23 protein-coding genes are annotated in these 20,141 nt (G+C 58.1%); 8 read left to right on the forward strand and 15 right to left on the reverse strand.

Features of this window, described 5'->3' with window-relative positions; translation table 11 throughout:
* Positions 1 to 79: 79 nt before the first annotated feature.
* On the forward strand, positions 80 to 937 hold the full coding sequence (locus MW046_RS02025) for a TrmB family transcriptional regulator (protein WP_247993905.1): 858 nt from the start codon (positions 80 to 82) through the stop codon (positions 935 to 937).
* Here MW046_RS02025 and MW046_RS02030 read toward each other — a convergent pair.
* The gene (locus tag MW046_RS02030) at positions 892 to 1,956 is read right to left on the reverse strand and encodes a glycosyltransferase family 2 protein (protein ID WP_247993906.1); all 1,065 of its coding nucleotides are present in this window, start codon (positions 1,954 to 1,956) and stop codon (positions 892 to 894) included. The genes MW046_RS02025 and MW046_RS02030 overlap by 46 nt on opposite strands.
* A gap of 98 nt (positions 1,957 to 2,054) precedes the next feature.
* On the opposite strand from MW046_RS02030, the gene MW046_RS02035 reads away from it, so the two are divergent.
* The 4 genes from MW046_RS02035 (at position 2,055) to MW046_RS02050 (ending at position 7,581) form a co-directional block, all read left to right on the forward strand.
* Positions 2,055 to 4,949, forward strand: coding sequence for an oligosaccharyl transferase, archaeosortase A system-associated (locus tag MW046_RS02035; RefSeq protein ID WP_247993907.1), 2,895 nt, complete (start codon positions 2,055 to 2,057; stop codon positions 4,947 to 4,949).
* Complete coding sequence (locus MW046_RS02040; protein WP_247993908.1) at positions 4,949 to 5,941, forward strand: DUF368 domain-containing protein; 993 nt, start codon at positions 4,949 to 4,951, stop codon at positions 5,939 to 5,941. The genes MW046_RS02035 and MW046_RS02040 overlap by 1 nt, the downstream gene beginning before the upstream one ends.
* A gap of 103 nt (positions 5,942 to 6,044) precedes the next feature.
* The gene (locus MW046_RS02045) at positions 6,045 to 6,716 is read left to right on the forward strand and encodes a metal-dependent transcriptional regulator (protein WP_247994793.1); all 672 of its coding nucleotides are present in this window, start codon (positions 6,045 to 6,047) and stop codon (positions 6,714 to 6,716) included.
* A 97-nt stretch (positions 6,717 to 6,813) separates the two neighbouring features.
* Positions 6,814 to 7,581, forward strand: a complete 768-nt coding sequence (locus MW046_RS02050; RefSeq protein ID WP_247993909.1) for a ribonuclease H-like domain-containing protein — start codon at positions 6,814 to 6,816, stop codon at positions 7,579 to 7,581.
* On the opposite strand, the gene MW046_RS02055 is transcribed toward MW046_RS02050, so the two are convergent.
* The 3 genes from MW046_RS02055 to MW046_RS02065 form a co-directional block, all read right to left on the reverse strand.
* On the reverse strand, positions 7,572 to 7,949 hold the full coding sequence (locus tag MW046_RS02055; RefSeq protein WP_247993910.1) for a hypothetical protein: 378 nt from the start codon (positions 7,947 to 7,949) through the stop codon (positions 7,572 to 7,574). The two genes, MW046_RS02050 and MW046_RS02055, sit on opposite strands and share 10 nt — an antisense overlap.
* Positions 7,950 to 8,062: 113 nt before the next feature.
* Positions 8,063 to 8,365: a divalent-cation tolerance protein CutA gene (gene cutA / locus MW046_RS02060; RefSeq protein WP_247993911.1), complete on the reverse strand. Its 303-nt coding sequence runs from the start codon at positions 8,363 to 8,365 to the stop codon at positions 8,063 to 8,065.
* A 3-nt stretch (positions 8,366 to 8,368) separates the two neighbouring features.
* Positions 8,369 to 8,533: an HEWD family protein gene (locus MW046_RS02065; RefSeq protein WP_247993912.1), complete on the reverse strand. Its 165-nt coding sequence runs from the start codon at positions 8,531 to 8,533 to the stop codon at positions 8,369 to 8,371.
* A 154-nt stretch (positions 8,534 to 8,687) separates the two neighbouring features.
* Here MW046_RS02065 and MW046_RS02070 point away from each other — a divergent pair, with 154 nt between their 5' ends.
* Positions 8,688 to 8,888, forward strand: coding sequence for a dodecin (locus tag MW046_RS02070; RefSeq protein WP_247993913.1), 201 nt, complete (start codon positions 8,688 to 8,690; stop codon positions 8,886 to 8,888).
* Positions 8,889 to 8,908: 20 nt separating this feature from the next.
* Here the strand turns inward: MW046_RS02070 and MW046_RS02075 are convergent, their stop codons facing one another.
* The 6 genes from MW046_RS02075 to MW046_RS02100 form a co-directional block, all read right to left on the reverse strand.
* Positions 8,909 to 9,265, reverse strand: coding sequence for a HesB/IscA family protein (locus MW046_RS02075; protein ID WP_247993914.1), 357 nt, complete (start codon positions 9,263 to 9,265; stop codon positions 8,909 to 8,911).
* Between the two features lie 406 nt (positions 9,266 to 9,671).
* Complete coding sequence (locus MW046_RS02080) at positions 9,672 to 10,403, reverse strand: RNA methyltransferase (RefSeq protein WP_247993915.1); 732 nt, start codon at positions 10,401 to 10,403, stop codon at positions 9,672 to 9,674.
* On the reverse strand, positions 10,400 to 10,921 hold the full coding sequence (locus tag MW046_RS02085) for a DUF8114 family protein (protein WP_247993916.1): 522 nt from the start codon (positions 10,919 to 10,921) through the stop codon (positions 10,400 to 10,402). Before MW046_RS02085 ends, MW046_RS02080 begins: the two co-directional genes overlap by 4 nt.
* A 139-nt stretch (positions 10,922 to 11,060) precedes the next feature.
* Positions 11,061 to 11,495, reverse strand: coding sequence for a DUF5799 family protein (locus MW046_RS02090; RefSeq protein WP_247993917.1), 435 nt, complete (start codon positions 11,493 to 11,495; stop codon positions 11,061 to 11,063).
* Positions 11,496 to 11,536: 41 nt separating this feature from the next.
* The gene (locus tag MW046_RS02095) at positions 11,537 to 11,935 is read right to left on the reverse strand and encodes an OsmC family protein (protein WP_247993918.1); all 399 of its coding nucleotides are present in this window, start codon (positions 11,933 to 11,935) and stop codon (positions 11,537 to 11,539) included.
* 55 nt (positions 11,936 to 11,990) lie between these two features.
* Entirely contained in the window at positions 11,991 to 12,704 is a 714-nt protein-coding gene (locus MW046_RS02100; RefSeq protein WP_247993919.1) for a metal-dependent hydrolase, read from the reverse strand.
* Between the two features lie 167 nt (positions 12,705 to 12,871).
* On the opposite strand from MW046_RS02100, the gene MW046_RS02105 reads away from it, so the two are divergent.
* Complete coding sequence (locus tag MW046_RS02105; protein WP_247993920.1) at positions 12,872 to 13,642, forward strand: fumarylacetoacetate hydrolase family protein; 771 nt, start codon at positions 12,872 to 12,874, stop codon at positions 13,640 to 13,642.
* A 59-nt stretch (positions 13,643 to 13,701) separates the two neighbouring features.
* On the opposite strand, the gene MW046_RS02110 is transcribed toward MW046_RS02105, so the two are convergent.
* Together MW046_RS02110 and MW046_RS02115 are read right to left on the reverse strand one after the other, a co-directional pair.
* Entirely contained in the window at positions 13,702 to 13,896 is a 195-nt protein-coding gene (locus tag MW046_RS02110; RefSeq protein ID WP_247993921.1) for a cold-shock protein, read from the reverse strand.
* A gap of 169 nt (positions 13,897 to 14,065) precedes the next feature.
* Positions 14,066 to 15,778 carry a carbamoyltransferase family protein gene (locus MW046_RS02115; RefSeq protein WP_247993922.1) on the reverse strand — a complete coding sequence of 571 codons (1,713 nt, stop codon included), beginning with the start codon at positions 15,776 to 15,778 and terminating at the stop codon, positions 14,066 to 14,068.
* A 190-nt stretch (positions 15,779 to 15,968) separates the two neighbouring features.
* Here MW046_RS02115 and MW046_RS02120 point away from each other — a divergent pair, with 190 nt between their 5' ends.
* Positions 15,969 to 18,224, forward strand: coding sequence for a twin-arginine translocase subunit TatC (locus tag MW046_RS02120; RefSeq protein ID WP_247993923.1), 2,256 nt, complete (start codon positions 15,969 to 15,971; stop codon positions 18,222 to 18,224).
* A gap of 6 nt (positions 18,225 to 18,230) precedes the next feature.
* Here the strand turns inward: MW046_RS02120 and MW046_RS02125 are convergent, their stop codons facing one another.
* From MW046_RS02125 to MW046_RS02135, 3 genes are all read right to left on the reverse strand, one after another.
* Positions 18,231 to 18,749 (reverse strand): SHOCT domain-containing protein, encoded by a 519-nt coding sequence (locus tag MW046_RS02125; RefSeq protein ID WP_247993924.1) that lies wholly within the window; start codon positions 18,747 to 18,749, stop codon positions 18,231 to 18,233.
* A gap of 70 nt (positions 18,750 to 18,819) precedes the next feature.
* Positions 18,820 to 19,050, reverse strand: coding sequence for a DUF7976 family protein (locus MW046_RS02130; protein WP_247993925.1), 231 nt, complete (start codon positions 19,048 to 19,050; stop codon positions 18,820 to 18,822).
* On the reverse strand, positions 19,047 to 20,090 hold the full coding sequence (locus tag MW046_RS02135) for an Mrp/NBP35 family ATP-binding protein (protein WP_247993926.1): 1,044 nt from the start codon (positions 20,088 to 20,090) through the stop codon (positions 19,047 to 19,049). Before MW046_RS02135 ends, MW046_RS02130 begins: the two co-directional genes overlap by 4 nt.
* Between the last annotated feature and the right edge of the window lie 51 nt (positions 20,091 to 20,141).

Consider the following 20,141-nt stretch of genomic DNA (forward strand, 5'->3'; position numbering starts at 1 on the left):
GAGAAAAACGTACGGTGACCCCAGAGCCGATCCGCAGACGGGCGACTGACTTATCCGTCTCTCACCGATTGTAACGGCTATGACTGCCAGAGACGTGTTCGATCGGCTCGAACTGACTGATTACGAACGGGATGCGCTGATCGATCTGTTCGATCTCGGCCGCACGACGGCTCCGAACCTCGCTGAGGCGACCGGGATTCCGAAGGCACGCATCTACGACGTACTGGGTTCACTCGCCGATGACGGATACGTAGAGGTGATTCCAGGTCGACCGAAGGAGTACATCGCAAAACCGCCCGACGCAGTGCTCGATCGAGCCACAGAGAACGAACGACAGTCGTTCGAACGATTCAAACAGGAGGTCGAACGGAATCGAGAGGCGTTTCTCACGGAGTTCCAGCCGCGCTATGAACACGCGACAGAAGGCGACCGACCGGCCGAAGAGCTGTTTCGGGTCGTTGATGTGGGAGAACCGAGCGAGTCCGGGACGCGGCGAATCTACCACACCGCGACCGAGAGCGTCCGTGTGTTGAGCAAAGCCTTCGAATATCTCGACCGCATCGAGCCGGCGTTCGCCGATGCGGTCGAACGGGGGCTTGACGTACGGATCCTGCTGTTGTCACCGAACCGACTCGCACCACCGGCGCGAGACCAGCAAGCGGACACCGTCGCTCACATCACCGACACGTATCCGAGCGTCGGAATTCGGTACAGCGATCGCCCGCTGCCGTGGCGTGGAACGATCGCGGATCCGAGCATGGAATATGACAGCGGGACCGCAATCTTGCTCGTTCAAGAAGACGAAGTGCCAAACCACATGCGACAAGCCGCGATCACCGAAAACGGCTCGTTCGTCGCTGGCGTGGGCCGGTACTTCGATTTAGTGTGGACTCACGAGAGCGACGAAGTCGGAGAGCGCCACGCCAACACGCCGTAACCGTATCCGACGCCGACCACGGCGGTGAGGACGAACACCATGAGTAACTGTGCGAACCCGGCGATCGAGGGCCGTCGAATCATCTCGAAAAGTCGTCGTGGGATGAATTTCCGGACCAATTGACCCAAAAACGCAGACTCTTCGGCTGTCACCGGCTTCTGTCCGGTTGCTTGTCGAAGATTATTCGACTCTGTCACCGGCTTCTTGTCGATTGCTTGAGGAACTTCGTTTCTCTCTGTCGCCGTCGTGTCGGAAAGCAACACCGCCATCCCGCGTTTCGAGTAGCCTTGCCAGAACGCACGGGTTACGAGCCACCGCATATCAGTTCGGTATTCAAACACTTTGTGGGCGACCCGCGCGTCGGGGGTGTAGAACACACCGACGCCGTACCGGTTTCGGAGTCGTGCACAGAGTTCCGTCTCGCCACCTTGGAGCTGTTTGTTCCCCTGTCGTCCGCCGATCTCCGTATCGAACCCACCGAGTTCCTGAAACACCGCCCGCCGCATCGAGAAGTTAGAGCCGGGAGTGTTTCGGACCTCGCCCGGTCCGTCGGCAAAGCCACGATGAGTGACACCGATCAGCCAGTAAAACTCGGCAGGGAGAAACGAAGGCTTGTCCGCAATCCACTCCGGCGTCATCTTTCCGCCGACTGCGAGTGGATACTCGTGGTCGAGATCAGTATTGACGTCCCGTTCTCGATACGCCCGTGCGAGTTCGGCGAGCCACTCGGGGTGTGCGACGGCGTCGTCGTCGAGAAATGCTACGACGTCTCCCTGCGCGAGCGATGCACCGGTGTTTCGGGTGGCAAGCAGCCCCCGATTGGTTGCTTGGAGGCGAACCCGCACGTCCGGATGATCGCCGAACTCTGCTTGAACCTGCTGAGCGACCGTCGGGTTGCCGTCGCTGACGACGATGAGTTCGCGGTCGGAATACGTTTGGTCGAGCACGCTCTCGATGGCATCCCGAAGGGCGGGCAATCGGTCTTCAGTGTGGGTACAGACGACGACCGAGATTCGCATATCCCTCCTCAGAGATCGATGGATAGGGGTGTTTCGTCTCAGCGGACGTGTAGATGGTTTCCAAAGTTTTATCCGCGTTTTTGCGTTCCACTCACCCAATGAATCAGCGAACCGGGCAACAGACAACGGTGAGCCAGGAGCAGCTGTTGGAGTGGATGATGAAGTGGTATCACGTGCCGATACTCCTCGGGTTGCTCGCGTTCATGTTCTGGAATCGGGTGCGGACGTGGCAACGGTTCGTAACCGACAACGGCGTGTTTTTCTCGGGCAACGACGCGTGGTATCACCTTCGACAGACAACCTACACCGTCCACAACTGGCCCTGGACGATGCCGTTCGATCCATGGACGCATTTCCCGATCGGGACTGCGTCAGGGCAGTTCGGAACGTTTTACGATCAGATCGTTGCGACCGTCGCGCTCATCGTCGGGCTGGGTAGCCCGGATCAGGGAACGATCGAGCTCACGCTTCTGTTTGCGCCCGCTGTATTCGGAACGCTCACGGCGATCCCGGTGTACTTCATCGCGCGCCGGATCAGCGGACGGCTCGGTGGACTGACGGCGGTGCTCGTGCTTTCGTTCACGACCGGGGCGTTCCTCCAGCGGACACTGGTCGGGTTTTCGGACCATCACGCTGCGGAGGCGTTCTTTCAAGCCGTCGCCGTTCTCGGACTGATGGTTGCTCTCAAGGTGGCCAAAGAAGAGAAACCCGTGTACGAGCTGCTCATAGCGCGTGAAACCGATGCGCTCTATCGGCCGCTCAAAGCCGCGTTGATCGCGGGTGTTGCGATCGCGCTGTACATCTGGGTGTGGCCACCGGGAATCATGATCGCCGCGGTCTTCAGCGTCTTTTTCATCGTACAGCTGTCGCTTGATTATCTCCGAGGGCAGAGCCCGGAACACACGGCGTTCGTCTCTATCAGTGCGTTCGTCGTTGCTGGACTGCTCGTTGCCAGCCGGATCTCGACGCTTTCGTTCACGGCGACCGACTTCTCCTTGCTTCAGCCTGCGCTGTTGGTGATCGTGGCTCTCGGTCTCGCTGTGATGGCCGCGATCGCACGGGGATTCGACGCGAAGGGAATCGATCGACGGCTGTATCCGATCGTGATTCTCGGCGGAGTCGTTCTTACGGTAGGGACTGTCGCGCTCGTGTTCCCCGACCTGTATTCGTACATGGTGTCACAGTCGCTACGTTTCATCGGACTGTCGACGACCGCCGCTCAGCGCACCGTCACCGAGGCCCAGCCACTCAGCATGGATTCGAACGCACGCAACTACTGGGCCAGCATCATGAACGCCGCTTATGGACTCGCGTTCTATCTCGCTATCGTCGGGGTGTTCGTCGCACTCGTTCGGATCGTAACCGACGACGACACCCATCCCGAAAAGCTGCTGTTGATCGTCTGGGGGGTGTTCATGACGCTGGCGGTGTTCACACAGGTCCGATTCAACTACTACTTCGTGCTGCCAGTCGCCGTTTTCACGGGATATCTCGTCGGTACCATCGCCCGGTTTCTCGGTCTCGATGCTGTCTCGACGGTCAGCGACATCGAGATTCATCAACTGTTGACCGTTCTTACCATCGTCTTCCTTATTACCAGCCCATTTATCGCTGTTGGAAACTCAAACGCGCCCGGACAGGCCAGTTCACAGGGGATCGGCGTTTCGACGATCCAAGCGGGTCAGAACAACGCTCCCGATGGGATCGCCTGGCAGTCAAGCCTCTCGTGGCTGTCGAACGACACACCAGAGGAGGGACGCTACGGAAACCCCAACGGCACAGCGATGGAGTATTACGGAACGTACGATCAGACAGACAACTACCAGTATCCGAACGGAGCGTACGGCGTCATGGCGTGGTGGGACTACGGTCACTGGATCACGGCACGGGGCGAGCGTATTCCGAATGCGAACCCGTTCCAACAGGGCGCAAAGACCGCTGCCAACTTCCTGCTGGCCACTAACGAGAGCAACGCGACCGACCTCATTGACGGTGCGGAGTCGACGCGATACGTGATGGTTGATTGGCAAATAGTGAGTGTACGCTCGAAATACGCTGCACCGACGCAGTTCGAGACGAATCACAGCATCACAGCGAACGATCTTGCAGTTCCGCTGTACCAAGAGAACTCACAGACAGGAATGTACCGAGCGATCACTAGGATCCCGACCCAGCGCCACTTCGAGAGCCTGCGCACGCGGATGTACCTGTTCAACGGCAGTGCGGTCGAACCGAAACCGGTCGTGTTCGATTGGGACGAGCAGCCAGTACAAACTGAAAGTGGACCCGTGACGATCCGTACGCTGCCATCGGATGGTTCGAATCCGTTCAAGCAGTTCGACAACATGAGCGCTGCTCGAGAGTACGTCGAGCAGGATAACTCATCTCGACTCGGGGGGATGAATACACCGTCGGAGCCGATTCCGGCGTTGAAACATTACCGGATGGTCCATGTGAGCACAGAGACTGGTCCCCAGTCCGTCAACGGTCAGCCGTGGGTGAAGACGTTCGAGCGCGTTCCGGGGGCAACCGTAAACGGGACCGGACCGGCGAACACAACCGTGACGGCCAACGTCACGATGCGAATGTCAAGTACAGGTGAGACGTTCACCTACGAACAGCACGCTGAAACCAACGAGCAAGGACAGTTCACGATGACGCTTCCGTATTCGACGACGGGCTACGAAAAGTGGGGCCCCGAGTCGGGTCACACGAACGTGAGCGTCCGAGCGACTGGTCCGTACACGTTCAGCACGAACGCGACGAACGAGAGCACCACGGCCAACGTGACCGAAGCCCAAGTCATCAAAAACGATTCAGATCCAGTTACGGTGACGATAGAAGGGGGAAACCAGTCCACAAACGAAACAGCCAACACGAGCCAAGCAGTTGATAGTACCGAGATGCGCACTGTAGACGACGTTGGAGCTACTGGAGCGAAATCAAACACACAACGCAAAACCGAACACGAACCAAAAGCGAAGGTGGCCTAATGGCGGAGAGCAGCTTACGCGAATGGCTGATCGTGTATCTCAAAGGGCTGTGTATGGGGGCCGCCGACTCGGTACCCGGCGTGTCCGGCGGCACGATCGCACTCATCACAGGGATCTACGAGCGGCTGATCGATGCCATCGCGGGATTGGATCCACGCGTCTTAGAACATCTCCCGCGACTGCACACCGAAGACGGACGCGCCGCGTTCGTTCATGACCTCATCGAGATGGACGTTCCGTTCCTGGTCGCGCTCGGAGGCGGAATGGTGACGGCGCTCGCCGTCATGTCCGGGATCATGCACGCGGCGATGGATCAGTTCCCGACACCGACCGCCGCGTTCTTCTTCGGGTTGATCGCGGCCGCCGCCGTCGTACTCTTTCGGTACGTATCGGTCGATTCCCCGGGACGGATCGCCGCGGGGCTGATAGGATTCGGGCTTGCAGTGTACGTTGCGGGCTTCACTGAGGGCAGTGGTGGCTCCGGCTCGCTGGTGATCCTCTTTGGGAGCGGCGCGCTTGCGATCAGCGCCATGGTGTTACCGGGGGTCTCGGGGGCGTTCATCCTCTACATGCTGGGACTGTACGAATACATGAGTGGGCTGCCAGGAGAATTCATTTCCGAACTCTCTTCGTTCGTGGGAAGCGGTGACCCGAGCGCGCTGATCGCGGTCGGCACCCCGATCGCGGTGTTCATCGGCGGTGCACTCGTCGGACTGTTCACGATCGCACACGCCGTCAACTACGCACTCGAACATTATCACGAGGCGACGTTGACGTTTCTGGTGAGCCTGATGGTTGGGTCGTTGCGAGCTCCGATCAGTGATATAGCGGCGAACGCTGGTGATCTCTCCCCAGCGCTCATCGGAGCGAGCGTCGTCACCGGCATCGGAGGCGCGTTCCTGGTGATCGCTCTCGATCAGTTCACTGAAGACATCGAATTCGGTACTGACGAACAGCGACCGCCACGAACCGAAACGCCAGTGAACGACTGACTTATCGTTCACACGATGATTTTGCCAGAGCGTCGCTGGATTAGTCTCACTATGTAAGGGTGCAGATAGAACGGTTTTTATTCAGGCATCTCCTCGTATGACTATGCTCAGTGACGTGATGGAGGACTATCTGAAAACCATCTACGTGCTCCACCAGGAGACTGGCACACAGGTTGCCACGTCCGCTATCGCCGATCGGATGAACGTCACGTCACCAACCGTTACGAGCATGATCGACAAGCTCGAAGAGCGCGGGCTGGTCGAACGGGAGAAGTACAAGGGCGTCGAGCTCACCCCAGAGGGGGAGACGGTTGCGATCGAGGTCCTCAGACACCACCGGCTCATCGAGGCGTATCTCGCAAGCGAACTCGATTACGACTGGACGGACGTTCACGAGGAGGCCGACCGCCTCGAGCATTACATCAGCGAACGTTTCGAGAAGCGTATCGCCGAGTTGCTTGGGGATCCGCGCGTGGATCCACACGGCGATCCGATTCCGACGGCAGATCTCTCTCCGCCACAGGAGGAATCGGGCCAGCGGCTTATCGACTGTGACGTGGGCGAGCACGTCGTCATCAAACGGGTCCGCCACCGTACCGACGAGGAACTCCGGTATCTCTCCGAGGCTGGCGTCACTCCGGGCACCGAAGTCGAGATCATCGAAATCGCCCCTTTCGGGATGATAACGGTCGATGGCGAGCACGGACGCCAGAGCCTTCCTGATGAGATCGCGCAGCTGATCCGCGTTACGCCGGTCGCTGAACTCGTACAATAACAACCCACCTATTTCCACTTTTTTTACGCTCGGGTGGCTGCGCCACCCGAACGCAAAAAAGGTGGGATTTAGGTAGATGCATCGTCCCAGTTGAGTCGTGCGCATCGAGAACAGTTTCATTCCGGTGAGTGGGGTGGGAGAGACGACGGAGCGAAAGCTCTGGCAGCAGGGTATCACTCACTGGGAGGAGTTCGAACGTGACGCGGTGGGTGAGACGACGGGCGAGCGGATCGAGTCGTTCATCGAGACGGCCAGAGCGCGACTCGACGCGAACGATGCCCACTTTTTCGACGACGCGTTTCCGAGCAAACACCAGTGGCGGCTGTACGAGAACTTCCGGAACAAAGCCTGCTTTTTCGACATTGAGACCACGGGGTTGAACCACTCGACCGACGAGGTGACGACCGTCAGCGTCCATCGGGACGACACAACCCGAACGTTTGTCAACGACACCGATCCTGTCGTCGGTGAACCGCTCGCGCCCGAGAAGATCCGCGCGACGATCGGGGACGCACCACTGCTCGTGACGTTCAACGGCAAACGCTTCGACGTTCCCTTCCTCGAAACGGCGCTCGATATCGATATCAACGTACCCCACATCGATCTCATGTATCCCTGTAGACAGCTCGATCTCACCGGCGGCTTGAAACGGATCGAGAAGACGGTCGGCATCGATCGAGACCGGCCAGACATCACGGGCCGTGATGCCGTCCGTCTGTGGCGGGAGTACGAACGCGGTGACACCGATGCACTGACGACGCTGGTCTCGTACAACCGCGACGATACGGTGAATCTGCGGCGATTGATGGACCACGTCGCGGAAACGCTGCACGACGACGTGTTTGCGTCGGTCTGTCAGTACTGATCGGTCGGTCGCCGGCCCTCCGTAGCGGGTGAGTGATCCACGACGGTGATATCCGTGATCGTGAGTGCCTCCGGCACGTACTCGTTCGTCCGTGGAAGGTGTGCACCGGTCGGTGAGAGGGTGGTTTCCATGAGTGCCTGATCGACGCCGTAGACGCTGTGTTCTTCGGGAAACAACGGGACGGCATGGGCCGTACAGCGATGAAACAGGGGTATCCATCCTTCATCGACGTACTCGACTTCGATCTGTAGTGTGTCACCTGCTTTGAGCGTACACGTATCCTCGTGAAAACTACAGGTGGCGTGACAAGGGTCGCAATCACTGCCGACGAACTGACCGATCAGATCCCGTTGTGGCGGATCGACCATTTAAACACCCACTCCTGAAGTTGATTTTCACAGCACCCATCAACCATAGAATTGTGTCTCTCGCCAACGGTAATAACTCTCGTGGTCGAACGCAGTCCACGAACTGAAGAGGACTACTCTCCGACGTTTCGATCGCGCCACGCACGGAAGGAGTCGATCGGCGTTTCCTCGAAGCGCTCGATACACGGAACGTCGTGGGGGTGCTCGGCTTGCACTGCCGTCACGAGATCGTCGTACCGCTCGTCGGTCGTTTTTGCGAGGAGGATCGCTTCCTCGTCTGCAACGGTCTCACCTTCCCACCGATAGACGGATCGACAGTCGACGACGTTGACACAGGCGGCGAGCCGATCTTCAAGCAGTCCCGTGGCGAGTTCGTCAGCGTCCGATCGCGGACACGTGATGAACGCAGTCGGCATACGTTACTTCTCGATCGGATTGTAGCTGCCAGTGATATCCCAATCGTGGAGGCAGTACGGATCGCCGACATCGCCGTCGACGACCCAGTTGTTACGTTCTGGCTGCCACACGTCCGTGCGGCCACAGCGTTCACACGTCCGTTCACGCGGCGGGTTGATCGTAACCATGCAACACATTGTGGTCCCGGCCTGTATCAATCGTTCGACGGCGACTGTTACCCACCACTTTGACTACGACGGCGAGCGTAGCTTCAGTCGCTGGATCACTTTCGTTCCAGCATGGATATCGACGAACGATCACCACTGACGAATCACGATACTCATGGTGTACAAAAAAATCACCCTCATTGGGACCAGTGAGGACGGATTCGATTCGGCGACGGCGAACGCTATCGATCGAGCGGAGCAGACGCTCGACAATGTGCTCTGGGTCGAAGTCGAAGATCTGGGCGTCGAGATTGCAACCGCGGACACCCGCGAGTACCAAGCCGAGGTCGAAGTGGCGTTCGAATTAGCGGACTAACCGGACGATCGTCATCCGCGTCACGTCCGGAACGATTCACCACAGCCACACTCACTCACCACGTTCGGATTCTCGACGTGGAATCCGGCCCCCTGCAGTCCTCCTTCGAAATCTAGTACGCTTCCCTCGATGTACTCCATGCTAGCTGGATCGACGAACACGCGTAGACCGTGGTGTTCATACACCGTGTCGTCGGCCTCTGGCTGGAGATCGAACCGCATCCCGTACGAAAGACCGGCACATCCCCCTTGCTGAACGAACAGCCGGAGACCCGCCTCCGTGATATCCATATCCTCGCCCTCTAACAGATCGATTGCCTCCTCCGCAGCCGTCTCTGTTACAGTGATCGGCGTGTCCGACTTGACCGTAGAACTCATAGTTCTCACTACCGGACGGAAGCTGTTAATCCTAACGCACACCTACACGAACCAGGGACGACCCCGTCTCGTGAACGACAACATAATATTTCTGAATAGACATATATGTAATATTACATTAACATTATATCCAATTCGAAAATATATGTTGATTGGGTGTGCGTATCAGATGCTGACGCAACTCGGCAGTGGTTAACCCCTCGCTGGCGCGACCTTCATCCGACGGGTCCGATCGTGATTAGGAGGGACGGGTGCTCTGGCGCTCGTTTCTCTCGATGCCAACACAACGATGTGCCAGCGTGATGGGACGCTGCCTCTCTGGACCCGACCGATGGTAATTCGTATTGCGTGTCACGAGCGCCGGTGTGATTGACCGACACACTGACGCTCGATTCGTTTGTTCGGGTTAGTCGTCTCGTTCTTTGAGCCGTGCTTGCGCGCGTCGAAACACGCCTCGAAGCGAGCTTACTTCCCGTCGTGTGGGATGAGCCCGGCCGAGGAGGCGTCGCCAGAGACGTTGCAGCCGTGTTCGTTGTTCAGGTTCGGCTTCGATTGGTTCGAGAAAGGTGGCAAACTGATCGTGTAGTCCTTCGAGATCCCGTTCGGGCGCGCGGACGATCTCGTCGGGGTGTTGAGTTTCTTCGAGCGTCACGGTTCGGAGTTCATAGAGGACGACGGTCGCTGCTTGCCCAAGGTTGAGTACCGGATACGACGCGCTTGCAGGGATGGAACAGATCTCATCGAGTCGGTCGAGTTCCTCGTTGTGAAGTCCGACGCGTTCGCGGCCGAACACGACCAGAGTGTCGGTCTCGATCCCAGAGAGCGAATCAGCTAGTTCTCGGGGTGTTTTGAACGGATAACGGATGTGACGCCGGTCGTCGGTGTTGGTGACCGCCGTACATCCAACGGTGTGGAAGTTTTCCACGAGATATTCGAACTGGACTGTTTGGGCGTTCGGAAGCACGTCCTCTCGCGCCTGTCCCGCAAACCCGTAGGCCTCACCGTCGGGATCGAGAGACGGTGGATCGACGAGATACAGATCTGAAAGCCCGAAATTTTTCATCGTACGGGCGATGGTTCCGACGTTGCCGGGCGTTTGTGCGTCGACGATCGCCACCGAGATCGACGTTTCACTCATACATCCAGATCGTCGAGGTCGATGTCGAGTGATTCCCGGTCTTCCTCACTCAACGAGGCTATCTCATCATCAACGGAAGTAGCTTCTTCACGGGATGGCTCAGGCACCAGATCAGGCTCCGTTTCGACGTGTTCGATCCCAGCGTACCCATCTGGAGCGCGTCCACCGTCGGCGAACCACTGATGAAAGCCGTTCTGGAACGTCCGCTTGCCAGCGAGATCGCGCCCACCCGCTTCTCGGAACCAGTAGAGGAAATCCACCTCGTGGGTGTCACACAGAACGACCTCCCGGAGTGGTTCGCCGTAGACGACAGTGGCGGGTCGACAGCGCTGTTGCTTCTCTTCTCCATGAATGAGCCAGCAGGCATCACAAGGGTTGTCGATGATGGCCATCAGCCGTCCGATTCGATCGCGCGTATCGGGTGCCATCTCTGTGAACGGTCGAAACGCTCCCGACTCGTCGAACACCTCCTCCTCCTCGAAGCGCCACCCTCGGAGACCGATGCTTACCTTCGTCATGTGCCGACGTAGCCGGTGAGCGGTGAAAAACACGGTGTTTTACCCGCTGTACCCACCACCACGCCGTCAGAGTGGGACTGTTCTGTGAGAACTTCATACTCGGATGATCGATCAAGAGACGAACGCTGGCCGCAGAGGCTTACGGGTCGGTTGCGAGACGCCGTATCTCCTCCCACGAGCCGCGTCGTTCGAGATATTGTTGGAGCTGTCGAGCGTATTCGTCTGCCAACTGCTCGGCCGTTTCCCGCTTTTGCTCGTCGATACCGGTGCTATCGAGTCCGAGCGCATCTTTAACCGACGCCAGTATGCCACCCGATCGGTCACGCTCCGGCGGACCCATCGAGGACATGTTTCCAACGGTCTCAAGCTCGGGCATGATCGCGGAAAGATCATCAGTGTTCGCAACGATACGAGCGCGGCCGGGATCATCAGGGTGCTCGATGTCGAACTCGACAGCCGTCATCACTAACCCCCACTGTTGTCTCGAAAGATCGGAGCTTTGAATCCGGTCTTCGAACTCGTTGTCGACCGCCATCCGCGCACCGACGATCCGATCGGTCCACTGTTCGGTCATACACGAGTTCGAATCGGGACGAATATGAGCGTTCGTGTCGGTCAGAATGCGTTTCCGTTAACTTCGACGTCGGCGTGCAGACCCTCTCGAAGCGCATCGTGAACGTGACAGATGTTTTCGGCGCGCTCGACGATGTCGTCGAACTCCTCATCGGAAAGGTCCGCCTCGACGTTCATCGAAAACCGAACCGCGTCGAGATCGTCACTGTCGTCGATATCGGCCTCCGCGTCGACGTCGATCCGACCGAGGTCGTCGTGGCCCTCCTTGTTTGCACCGACGCGAAACGCCGGAACGAAACAGGAGACGTAATCGACCACGAGCACTTCGTTCGGGGTCGGACCCTCCTCGTTGGCCGCGTCGATCGTCAGTTCGTACTCCCCAACACGGCTTACCGACGTGTAACCGGACTCGGACGTGGTCGTTGCTTCGATCGTTTCCATACACCGGTGAATCACTCCGAGTCGGGAAAAAGGTATGGCTATTTCTGAGAGTAATTCAGAGCGAGAACATTTCGTCGCCGTCGAGAACGACGGTTCGAGCGTCACTCTCGGACGATTCGACGGCAGTTTCGAACTTGCTCACATCGATCTCGATCGGTGGGAACGTATCGTAGTGCATGGGAAAGACGTGATCAACCCCGAGCCACTCGGTGGCGATCGCCGCCTGCCACGGTCCCATCGTGAAATGATCGCCGATGGGAAGCGCCGCAGCGTCGGGACTGAGATACGGACCGATTACATCGCGCATTTCCGTCATCAGCGCCGTATCCCCCGCGTGATAGAACGTCGTGGCGCTGTCAGTGCTGTTTGGTGTCGGCTCCGCATCGCTGATGAGAAAGCCGGTCGGCTCACCCATGGAGTGTTCGTAGTCGGTCATTGCCCCGTTGGTGTGATCGGCACGATGCATCGTCACGAACGCGTCGTCACACTCGACGGTACCACCGATGTTCATACCGATCGTCTCGGTCACGCCGTGTTCGTCTTCGACGTACCCCGCCAACTCGGGCGTCGTAACGACTGTGGCATCGGTGAACGACCCGACGTCTGCGATGTGATCTGCGTGAGCGTGGGTCAACAGGAGATACTCCGGGGATTCGATGTCGAGAGGATCGAACTCCGTGTGAGGATTGTCAAAAAACGGATCGACGAGCAGTGTGGTGTCCCCAACAGTAACGTTCCATGTCGAATGGCCATGCCAAGTCAGTTCCATATCAAGCCACATCTCGTCTCGAACACTTAAAGGTGATCGGAACGCACACCGGAAGATTCCCCGGCGATCGAGAACAGTTGTATGACCAACAAACATATAATAAAAATGATTGTTTCGAGTGAGGACGTTCGACCAGATTTATTCGGATCGGGCGTGAGCCGTCCGGTATGCGAACTGTTCGATTCCGCGATCCAGCGGGGAACGTCCGGCGTGGCGAGTGGAGTGGTCAACCAGGTGATGAGATAACGCTTCGTACGAACTACGGTGGTCGCGTTGCGCTCGGAAACGAGACGTTTCTGCCCGAAGAGATCGACGTGCTTCCGCCCTGTGACCCGAGCAAGATCGTGTGTGTCGGATTGAACTACGAGGACCACGCGATCGAACAGAACGAGTCGATCCCTGAACGTCCGTCTTATTTCCTCAAACCGCCCTCCACGGTCGCAGGACACGGCGACACGATCACGCTTCCAGCAGGGAAAGAACGGATCGATTACGAGGCGGAGTTGGCCGTCGTCATCGCTGACACGTGCAAGAACGTCCGGGCGAAAAACGCGATGGATGTCGTCGCAGGGTTTACGTGTCTTAACGACATCTCGAACCGCGACGACCAATCGATCGAACAGAACTGGGTTCGCGGAAAAGCGTTCGACGGCTCTGCGCCGATCGGTCCCGTCATCTCCCGACCCGAAAACGTCGCGAACGACGCGTCGATCCAGCTGTGGGTCAACGGCGACTGCAAACAGGATTCGACCATCGACGAGCTCATCGTACCCATCGAGGCCCTCATCGAGGAGCTTACGAGTTTCATGACACTCCGATCGGGAGATATCATCTCGACCGGCACGCCTGCGGGTGTGGGACCGTTGCGTGACGGCGATGAGGTCGATATCGAAATCGACGGAATCGGAACGCTATCGCACACCGTTCGGATTCCGTAACTGCTGCTGGGGAAGCGACTCTGAAAAAGATAACAGTGTCGCTGTGAAACGACTGTGTTTCAGACTCGAACGACGTTCGTCGCGCGCGGCCCCTTCGGAGCCTGTTCGATGTCGAATTCGATCTCAGTTCCTTCTTCGAGGTCAGGGCCGCCGATATCCTCCATATGGAAGAACACGTCGTCGTCTGCATCCTCGGTAGAAATGAACCCGTAACCGCCAGTGTCGTTGAAGAAATCAACCGTTCCGGTTGCCATTACAGGCCATCATACTGTCCGGTCACGGATAACAGTTCCGGGGGTCGCGGTATCACGACGCTCGATTGCCGGATTTGGACCCGTTGCTCCCGTCGTCGGTGGTGCGTCCGACGCCAACTATATGACAATTATATGAATGAAGCGCCAACGATTGAGACACTTACGAGTGCTACTTCTCGATAACGATGTCTTCGAGCACAAGGAAATCCAGTCCCATACCGTAGAAATCCTTGATCGCCTGATTTGGCGTCGTCACGATCGGCTCACCGTGGTCGTTGAAGGAGGTGTTCAACAACACGGGGATGTCGGTGAGCGTTTCGAACTCCGACAACAGTCGGGCATACCGGGGGTTTTGCTCCTCTCGAACGGTTTGTGGCCGGGTCGTCTCGTCGGCTGGATGGATCACAGCCGCCATGTCGTCGACCCGCTCGTCTCGCACGTCCGCGGTGGTGATCATGAAGGGTGTGCTGCCGTCGCTCGTGAGATACTCTTTGGCTGCACGCTCGAGCATCGAAGGCGCGAACGGTCGCCACTCCTCGCGGTGTTTGACGTGCTTGTTGACCCGATCGCGGGAGGCGATCGTTCGAGGATCGGCGAGAATGCTCCGGTTGCCGAGCGCTCTGGGACCCAGTTCGAGCCGTCCCTGAAACCAGCCGACGAGTGCACCGTCCGCGAGCCGTTGGGCGACATCTCGTTCCAGATCGTCCGGCTCGGTGTACTCGATCTTGTTGGCGTCGAGGCGGCGTTTGATCGCCGCTGTCGAAAACGATGGGCCGAGATACACGTCGGACATCGGCGCGACGGTTCTGGGTGCCTGATCGAACCAGCCGGCACCGAGGGCTAACCCGGCGTCGTTGGCTACCGGTTGGATGAATACGTCGTCGACGACATCGAGCGCGCCGACCTGCTGGTTCAGTTTACAGTTGAGCGCGACGCCGCCAGCGAGTGCGACGTTGCTCACACCGAGCTGTCGGCAGTACGTCTCAGTGAGGTCGAGCACGATCTCTTCGAGGAGTGATTGGGCCTCGAACGCCAGATCCTTCTCCCATTGGGTGAACTCCCCCGAGTCGGTCCGACGGGGACGGTCGAACACTGCTTCGAGTTCTGCGACGCCGGCGTCAGCCCCCCAGTGTTTCGTGAGATCGGTCACGTCGTAGTCGACACCGGTGTCGACCAACTCCCGAAGCCCGGTTTCGATCGCGCGGTTGGGTCGTCCATAGGGAGCAAGCCCCATCACCTTCCCTTCGCCGTTGAACATCCGAAAGCCGAGATACTCGGTGATCGCAGCGAAAAACAACCCGAGACTGTTCGGATGCTTGTACGTCCGGACTCGTTCCAGTCCGTCGAGCGTCCCTTTCCAGACGACGGTCGCGTCGTATTCGCCTTTGGCGTCGAGGGTGAGAACGAGCGCATCCTCGAACCCAGAAGGATGAAACGCGCTCGCAGCGTGACATGCGTGGTGAGGATGGGTTTCGATCGGGGGCACCGGAGTTCCGATCGATGCCAGCTCGTTTTCGATCTGGCGAGTCGGATACAGCTGACCACGAATCTGTGAGACCACGGTGCTCCCGAGCGAAACGAACTGTTTGAGCCGCTCGTCGAGCGATAGAGAGGCTCGAACGTAATGGGGCAGTATCTTCCATCGAAGAGATGGCTCGTACGGAAGAACGATCTCGTCAATATCGCTGAGAGAAAGATCCCGATACTCCAAACACTCCCTGATCGCGTTCCCCGGGAAAGAGTTGACGGCATGTTTGTCACGGCTGAGTCGTTCCTCTTCGACAGCAAACACGAGTTGATCGTCTTCGAAAAGCGCCACGCTCGGATCGTGTTGTCCGTACAGTCCGATCGCGGGTTTAAACGTGAGACGATAGAACGTCATCGTAATACCGGCCGGTATTCAAGTTGCCGTTAAATACTTTCTCTTTTATAGTACGTAGATGGAGATTGCTTGCCTGGGAGATGAACGTGTCGTATGACACATCAAGATGGCAAATGCCGTCGGGCAGAGACAGGGCGATGGACGCGAACAAAGAGGGAAGATTGACAACAACCGATGAATAAGACGATTTATGGCCGGGGCGATCGACGAGAGCACTCTCCGAACGATCGATGATGGACGCGCAGCAGCCGGGGAGATACTGTCGGATGCTCAAACTGAGCTCCAGAAGATCTTTATCGTGTTCGCCCTTGGATTCGCGGGCTCGTTTTATCTTCTCCGACAGTGGCTGTTCCCGTATCTCAAAACACGCACTATAACGAACACAGAGGCATCAGTCAACGCGCTCACCGCGTTCGACGTCGTGCTCCTCCAGACGAAGATATCGATGATCGGTGGGATCCTGATAGCGACCCCTGTAATACTGTACGTCTCCAGAAAAACACTACGAGATCGGGGATGGCTTCCGGACAACCCACTGTCTCTGTGGCAGCTCATTCTTCTGTGTGTCGGCGTTAGTTTTCTCTTCCTCCTCGGTCTCCTGTACGCTCACTCGTTCTTTATGCCGCTACTGTTCGATTTCCTCATCTCCAACGCACAGCAGTCGGGACTGGCTCCTCACTACTCGTTCGTGAAGTGGTTCCGGTTTCTGATGTTGATCACCCTCGGGATGGGGCTGGCCGCGGAGTTACCGCTGTTCATGGTGTTACTGTCGTACAGCAACATCGTCCCGTATCAGACGTTCCGTGATAAATGGCGACATGCAGTCGTAATCATTTACACCTTCGGGGCAGTGTTCACCCCCCCGGACCCGTTCACACAGGTCATGTGGGCAACACCGTTGTTGTTGCTGTACATGTTTAGTCTTCTGCTGACGCGGATCATCCTCACGATCAAATATTCGAGCGACGAGTTCGGACTCCTCAAGATCGCGGCGAAACACTGGAACATCATCCTCGGAAGCATGCTGTTGGCCGGCACGCTCGTCTACTGGAGTCTCGCGAGAGGATACGGCGCAATGGCGAGTGCGTATCTCACGACGTACGGGATACCCCAACTGCCGCCGATCGAGTCGTTCGTTCCGCTGTCACGCCAGCCAGCGATGCTCGCGCTCGGCGCAGTGATCGCGCTCATCGCTGGGATCAGTGCGTATTTCATACAACTGTTCAAGACGGTCGATCCCACGGAAGCGCGATACTCGCCAGCGCCCGCCAGCGCTGGTGATCCCAGCGAAGTGGATCTCTCCCGACTCGACGCTGACAGTATCGCTGTCGCTCCGCCGGAAGTGTTCACCTCGATGAGCGAAGATGAGGCGCTCGAATACGCCAATCAGGCGATGGAGCGGGAGAATCCGGAGAAAGCAGAAGCAATCCTCGATCGATTCGACGCCGCACAAGCGACGGCTGGCGGGGGCGGGAGCGGGGGTAGTGGCTCTCCACCACCACAGAATCAATCTCCATCAGCCGCCGGTGGGACTGGCGACGCCGCACAAGCGACCGCCGAGGAGTCTGGATCTGACAACGATGTCGGCGACGTTATCACCGGAACCACGACAGGCGTGGTCAACTCCTTCACCGATGAGGAGCGTTCGGAGGACGACATCGGTGGGTATTTCTACGACATCCAGTTCATTCTGAGCAGTCTCACCTCCAAGACGTTCCGAATCATCGGTCTGTTCATCGTCGTGATGGGTGGGGTGTTCACGGCGATGTACAGGGGCGGATTGGGGGCACTCCAGCGAGACTTCCTACGACGGCTTCCCGAAGGCGTCACGGCCAGTGAGGTCGATGTCGTTCCGTTACACCCTGTCGAAGGGCTGATCTTCAACGTGAAGATCGCCGCCGTCGCTGGAATCGTCGCCGTGTTGCCGGTCCTGCTCTATTACATCTGGCCTGCGCTGAAAGAGCGAGGCTTCGTCTCGCGTGACAGCGGCAATCGTGGGATCATCTTCATGTGGACGATGACCTCCTTCATTATGCTCCTCGTCGGGACGATCATCGGGTACGCTCTCGTGGCACCGACGATCATTTCGTGGCTGGCCTACGACGCCATCGACTCGGGAATGTTGATCAAATACCGCATCAGCGCCGCCGGCTGGCTGGTGTTTTTCACGACCATCGGTGTGGGCCTGCTTGCGACGGTCCCGACGACGCTCGTGTTCCTCCACCGTAGCGGGTTCGTTCCGTTCTCGATGATCAAAGGACGCTGGCGGGAGGCCGTGGTCCTCATCATCGGCATCATCTCGGTCGCAGCGCCCGGTGGCGTCTTCGGGATGCTCCTGTTTTCGATACCGGTCGTCGGTGCGTATCTCTTGGGGGTTGGCTGTCTCTGGGTGTACACCTTCGGTGGACGGCGCGTCAGTCCGCTGAGAAAATCACGAAGGGCGTGAGGCCGATCACCGTCCTCGCTCGACGATTCGGTTCCGATCCGTATCGACCGATGCGGTGTCGACCGACGTGAGTCGTTCGACGCGTCGTTCGAACTCGCGCTCGTCGATCGTTCCCTCGACGTACTGTTGTTTCAAGCGCTCGACTTTCTCCTCGTCCGACGGCTCTGGCGGAGCAACGTACTCCGACAGCGACAGTGACGCGAGGGTACCGTTCTTCCGTTCGAGCGTTTGGACGAGGGGATGGATTCGTTCGGAGACCGCTCGAGTGTCAAGCGATGGCAGCGAAATCCGGCTGAGTGCCGACCATCCCATGCCGAGACTAGAGAGGGCGGCGACGGTGAACGCCACTGCGAGCACTGGTATCGACGGCCACAGTCCCAACAGCACATCGACGGTCAACGATCCGGAGAACAACGCTGAGAGGACAACGACTCCCCCAAAACCCACCATGAGAACCGACACGAGGACGGAAAGGAGAAACGCGCTCAACGAAATCACGAAGAGGTGATCACGGAACCATCCCATGTTGGTCCCATTAACAGTCAAGCACCCTATATCTTACTTCGCGGCGGTGATCGTGGGTCTCGACCGCTGTTCACTCCGAATCCGAGCTACGGCGAATGCCGCCGCGCTCTTTGACGTTTAGGATGTTTCGCATGTTCAGGTAGATGTCCTGTGTCGTGGTGGACTCTTCGGGATCGTACAGATCCGAAACGCGATACAGCATGGCGGCGATCTGTTCAGTGTTGGTACCGTCTGTCTGGCGGATTTCCTCGGCGATCGATCGTAGCGTCGCTGCGGTTTCTGGATCGTCGTCGATGCTCATGACTGAGAGCGGTGTTTCCGTCTCCGAACGATGCCGACGTTGTTCGCCACGTTCTCGGTGAACGAACGAAAGCTTTCGGCGGTTGTGGAGTCCGATTCGAGAACGACCGGATCGCCGGTATCGCCCCGCTCGCGGACGGCTGGATCGAGCGGTAGCTCTCCCAAAAACGGCATGTCAACCTCATCGGCGAACGCACGCCCACCGCCTTCACCGAAGATCTGATGTGTCGAGCCACAATCGGGACATTGGAACGCGCTCATGTTTTCGACGATCCCCAATACGGGCGTGTCGTGCTCGCCGAACATTTGTAATCCTTTGCGCGCGTCGTCGATCGCGACCGCTTGGGGTGTCGTGACGATCACTGCACCGGCCAGCGGGACGCTCTGTAACAGCGTGAGCTGTGTATCACCCGTCCCCGGCGGCAAATCGACGACCATGTAATCGAGCGTCCCCCATTCGACATCTTCCCAGAGCTGGGTGATGATCTTGTGAACCATCGGCCCGCGCCAGATGACGGGATCGTCATCCCCGAGAAGAAACGCCATGCTCATCAGCCGCACGCCGAAGCGTTCCGGAGGAATAATCGTTTCCTCGGCGGTCGCACGCGGCCGTTCGTCGGCGCTGACCATCCGAGGAACGTTCGGTCCGTAAATATCGGCATCGAACAGTCCGACACGGGCACCGCGATCGGCTAATCCGGCAGCCAAGTTCACCGCGACCGTGCTCTTTCCGACACCGCCTTTCCCTGAAGCGACCGCGATGATGTTTTGTACGTTCGGTAACACCTGTTCGTCAGGCGCGATACCCGTCTCGACCGACGCCGAGAGCGTCACGTCCAACGCGGTATCGGAAAGCGCTTGGCGCACTTCGTTTGCGATCGCCGTTTCCGTCGGTGAGTAGGGTGCACCGAGCGCGAGCGAGATGTGTGCCGTCTCGTCTTCGATATCGACGGTGTTGACTAACCCAAGAGAAACGATGTCATCCTCAAAATCGGGGTCCTCGACGGCTTCAAGCCGGTCGAGAACGTCCTGTTTGTTCATGCCCCTGCTACCGCTGGCCCGTGAATAAGGATTGTGAACCACCAAATCAAG

The organism is Halocatena salina (assembly GCF_023115355.1).
Taxonomy (GTDB): Archaea; Halobacteriota; Halobacteria; order Halobacteriales; family Haloarculaceae; genus Halocatena; species Halocatena salina.

What these genes read in the sequence shown, in the direction of transcription:
- MW046_RS02025 (WP_247993905.1), top strand. Translation starts at nt 80, where the DNA reads ATGACTGCCAGAGACGTGTTCGATCGGCTCGAACTGACTGATTACGAA.
- MW046_RS02030 (WP_247993906.1), bottom strand. Translation starts at nt 1,956, where the DNA reads ATGCGAATCTCGGTCGTCGTCTGTACCCACACTGAAGACCGATTGCCC.
- MW046_RS02035 (WP_247993907.1), top strand. Translation starts at nt 2,055, where the DNA reads ATGAATCAGCGAACCGGGCAACAGACAACGGTGAGCCAGGAGCAGCTG.
- MW046_RS02040 (WP_247993908.1), top strand. Translation starts at nt 4,949, where the DNA reads ATGGCGGAGAGCAGCTTACGCGAATGGCTGATCGTGTATCTCAAAGGG.
- MW046_RS02045 (WP_247994793.1), top strand. Translation starts at nt 6,045, where the DNA reads ATGCTCAGTGACGTGATGGAGGACTATCTGAAAACCATCTACGTGCTC.
- MW046_RS02055 (WP_247993910.1), bottom strand. Translation starts at nt 7,949, where the DNA reads ATGGTCGATCCGCCACAACGGGATCTGATCGGTCAGTTCGTCGGCAGT.
- cutA (WP_247993911.1), bottom strand. Translation starts at nt 8,365, where the DNA reads ATGCCGACTGCGTTCATCACGTGTCCGCGATCGGACGCTGACGAACTC.
- MW046_RS02065 (WP_247993912.1), bottom strand. Translation starts at nt 8,533, where the DNA reads ATGGTTACGATCAACCCGCCGCGTGAACGGACGTGTGAACGCTGTGGC.
- MW046_RS02070 (WP_247993913.1), top strand. Translation starts at nt 8,688, where the DNA reads ATGGTGTACAAAAAAATCACCCTCATTGGGACCAGTGAGGACGGATTC.
- MW046_RS02075 (WP_247993914.1), bottom strand. Translation starts at nt 9,265, where the DNA reads ATGAGTTCTACGGTCAAGTCGGACACGCCGATCACTGTAACAGAGACG.
- MW046_RS02080 (WP_247993915.1), bottom strand. Translation starts at nt 10,403, where the DNA reads ATGAGTGAAACGTCGATCTCGGTGGCGATCGTCGACGCACAAACGCCC.
- MW046_RS02085 (WP_247993916.1), bottom strand. Translation starts at nt 10,921, where the DNA reads ATGACGAAGGTAAGCATCGGTCTCCGAGGGTGGCGCTTCGAGGAGGAG.
- MW046_RS02090 (WP_247993917.1), bottom strand. Translation starts at nt 11,495, where the DNA reads ATGACCGAACAGTGGACCGATCGGATCGTCGGTGCGCGGATGGCGGTC.
- MW046_RS02095 (WP_247993918.1), bottom strand. Translation starts at nt 11,935, where the DNA reads ATGGAAACGATCGAAGCAACGACCACGTCCGAGTCCGGTTACACGTCG.
- MW046_RS02100 (WP_247993919.1), bottom strand. Translation starts at nt 12,704, where the DNA reads ATGGAACTGACTTGGCATGGCCATTCGACATGGAACGTTACTGTTGGG.
- MW046_RS02105 (WP_247993920.1), top strand. Translation starts at nt 12,872, where the DNA reads ATGCGAACTGTTCGATTCCGCGATCCAGCGGGGAACGTCCGGCGTGGC.
- MW046_RS02110 (WP_247993921.1), bottom strand. Translation starts at nt 13,896, where the DNA reads ATGGCAACCGGAACGGTTGATTTCTTCAACGACACTGGCGGTTACGGG.
- MW046_RS02115 (WP_247993922.1), bottom strand. Translation starts at nt 15,778, where the DNA reads ATGACGTTCTATCGTCTCACGTTTAAACCCGCGATCGGACTGTACGGA.
- MW046_RS02120 (WP_247993923.1), top strand. Translation starts at nt 15,969, where the DNA reads ATGGCCGGGGCGATCGACGAGAGCACTCTCCGAACGATCGATGATGGA.
- MW046_RS02125 (WP_247993924.1), bottom strand. Translation starts at nt 18,749, where the DNA reads ATGGGATGGTTCCGTGATCACCTCTTCGTGATTTCGTTGAGCGCGTTT.
- MW046_RS02130 (WP_247993925.1), bottom strand. Translation starts at nt 19,050, where the DNA reads ATGAGCATCGACGACGATCCAGAAACCGCAGCGACGCTACGATCGATC.
- MW046_RS02135 (WP_247993926.1), bottom strand. Translation starts at nt 20,090, where the DNA reads ATGAACAAACAGGACGTTCTCGACCGGCTTGAAGCCGTCGAGGACCCC.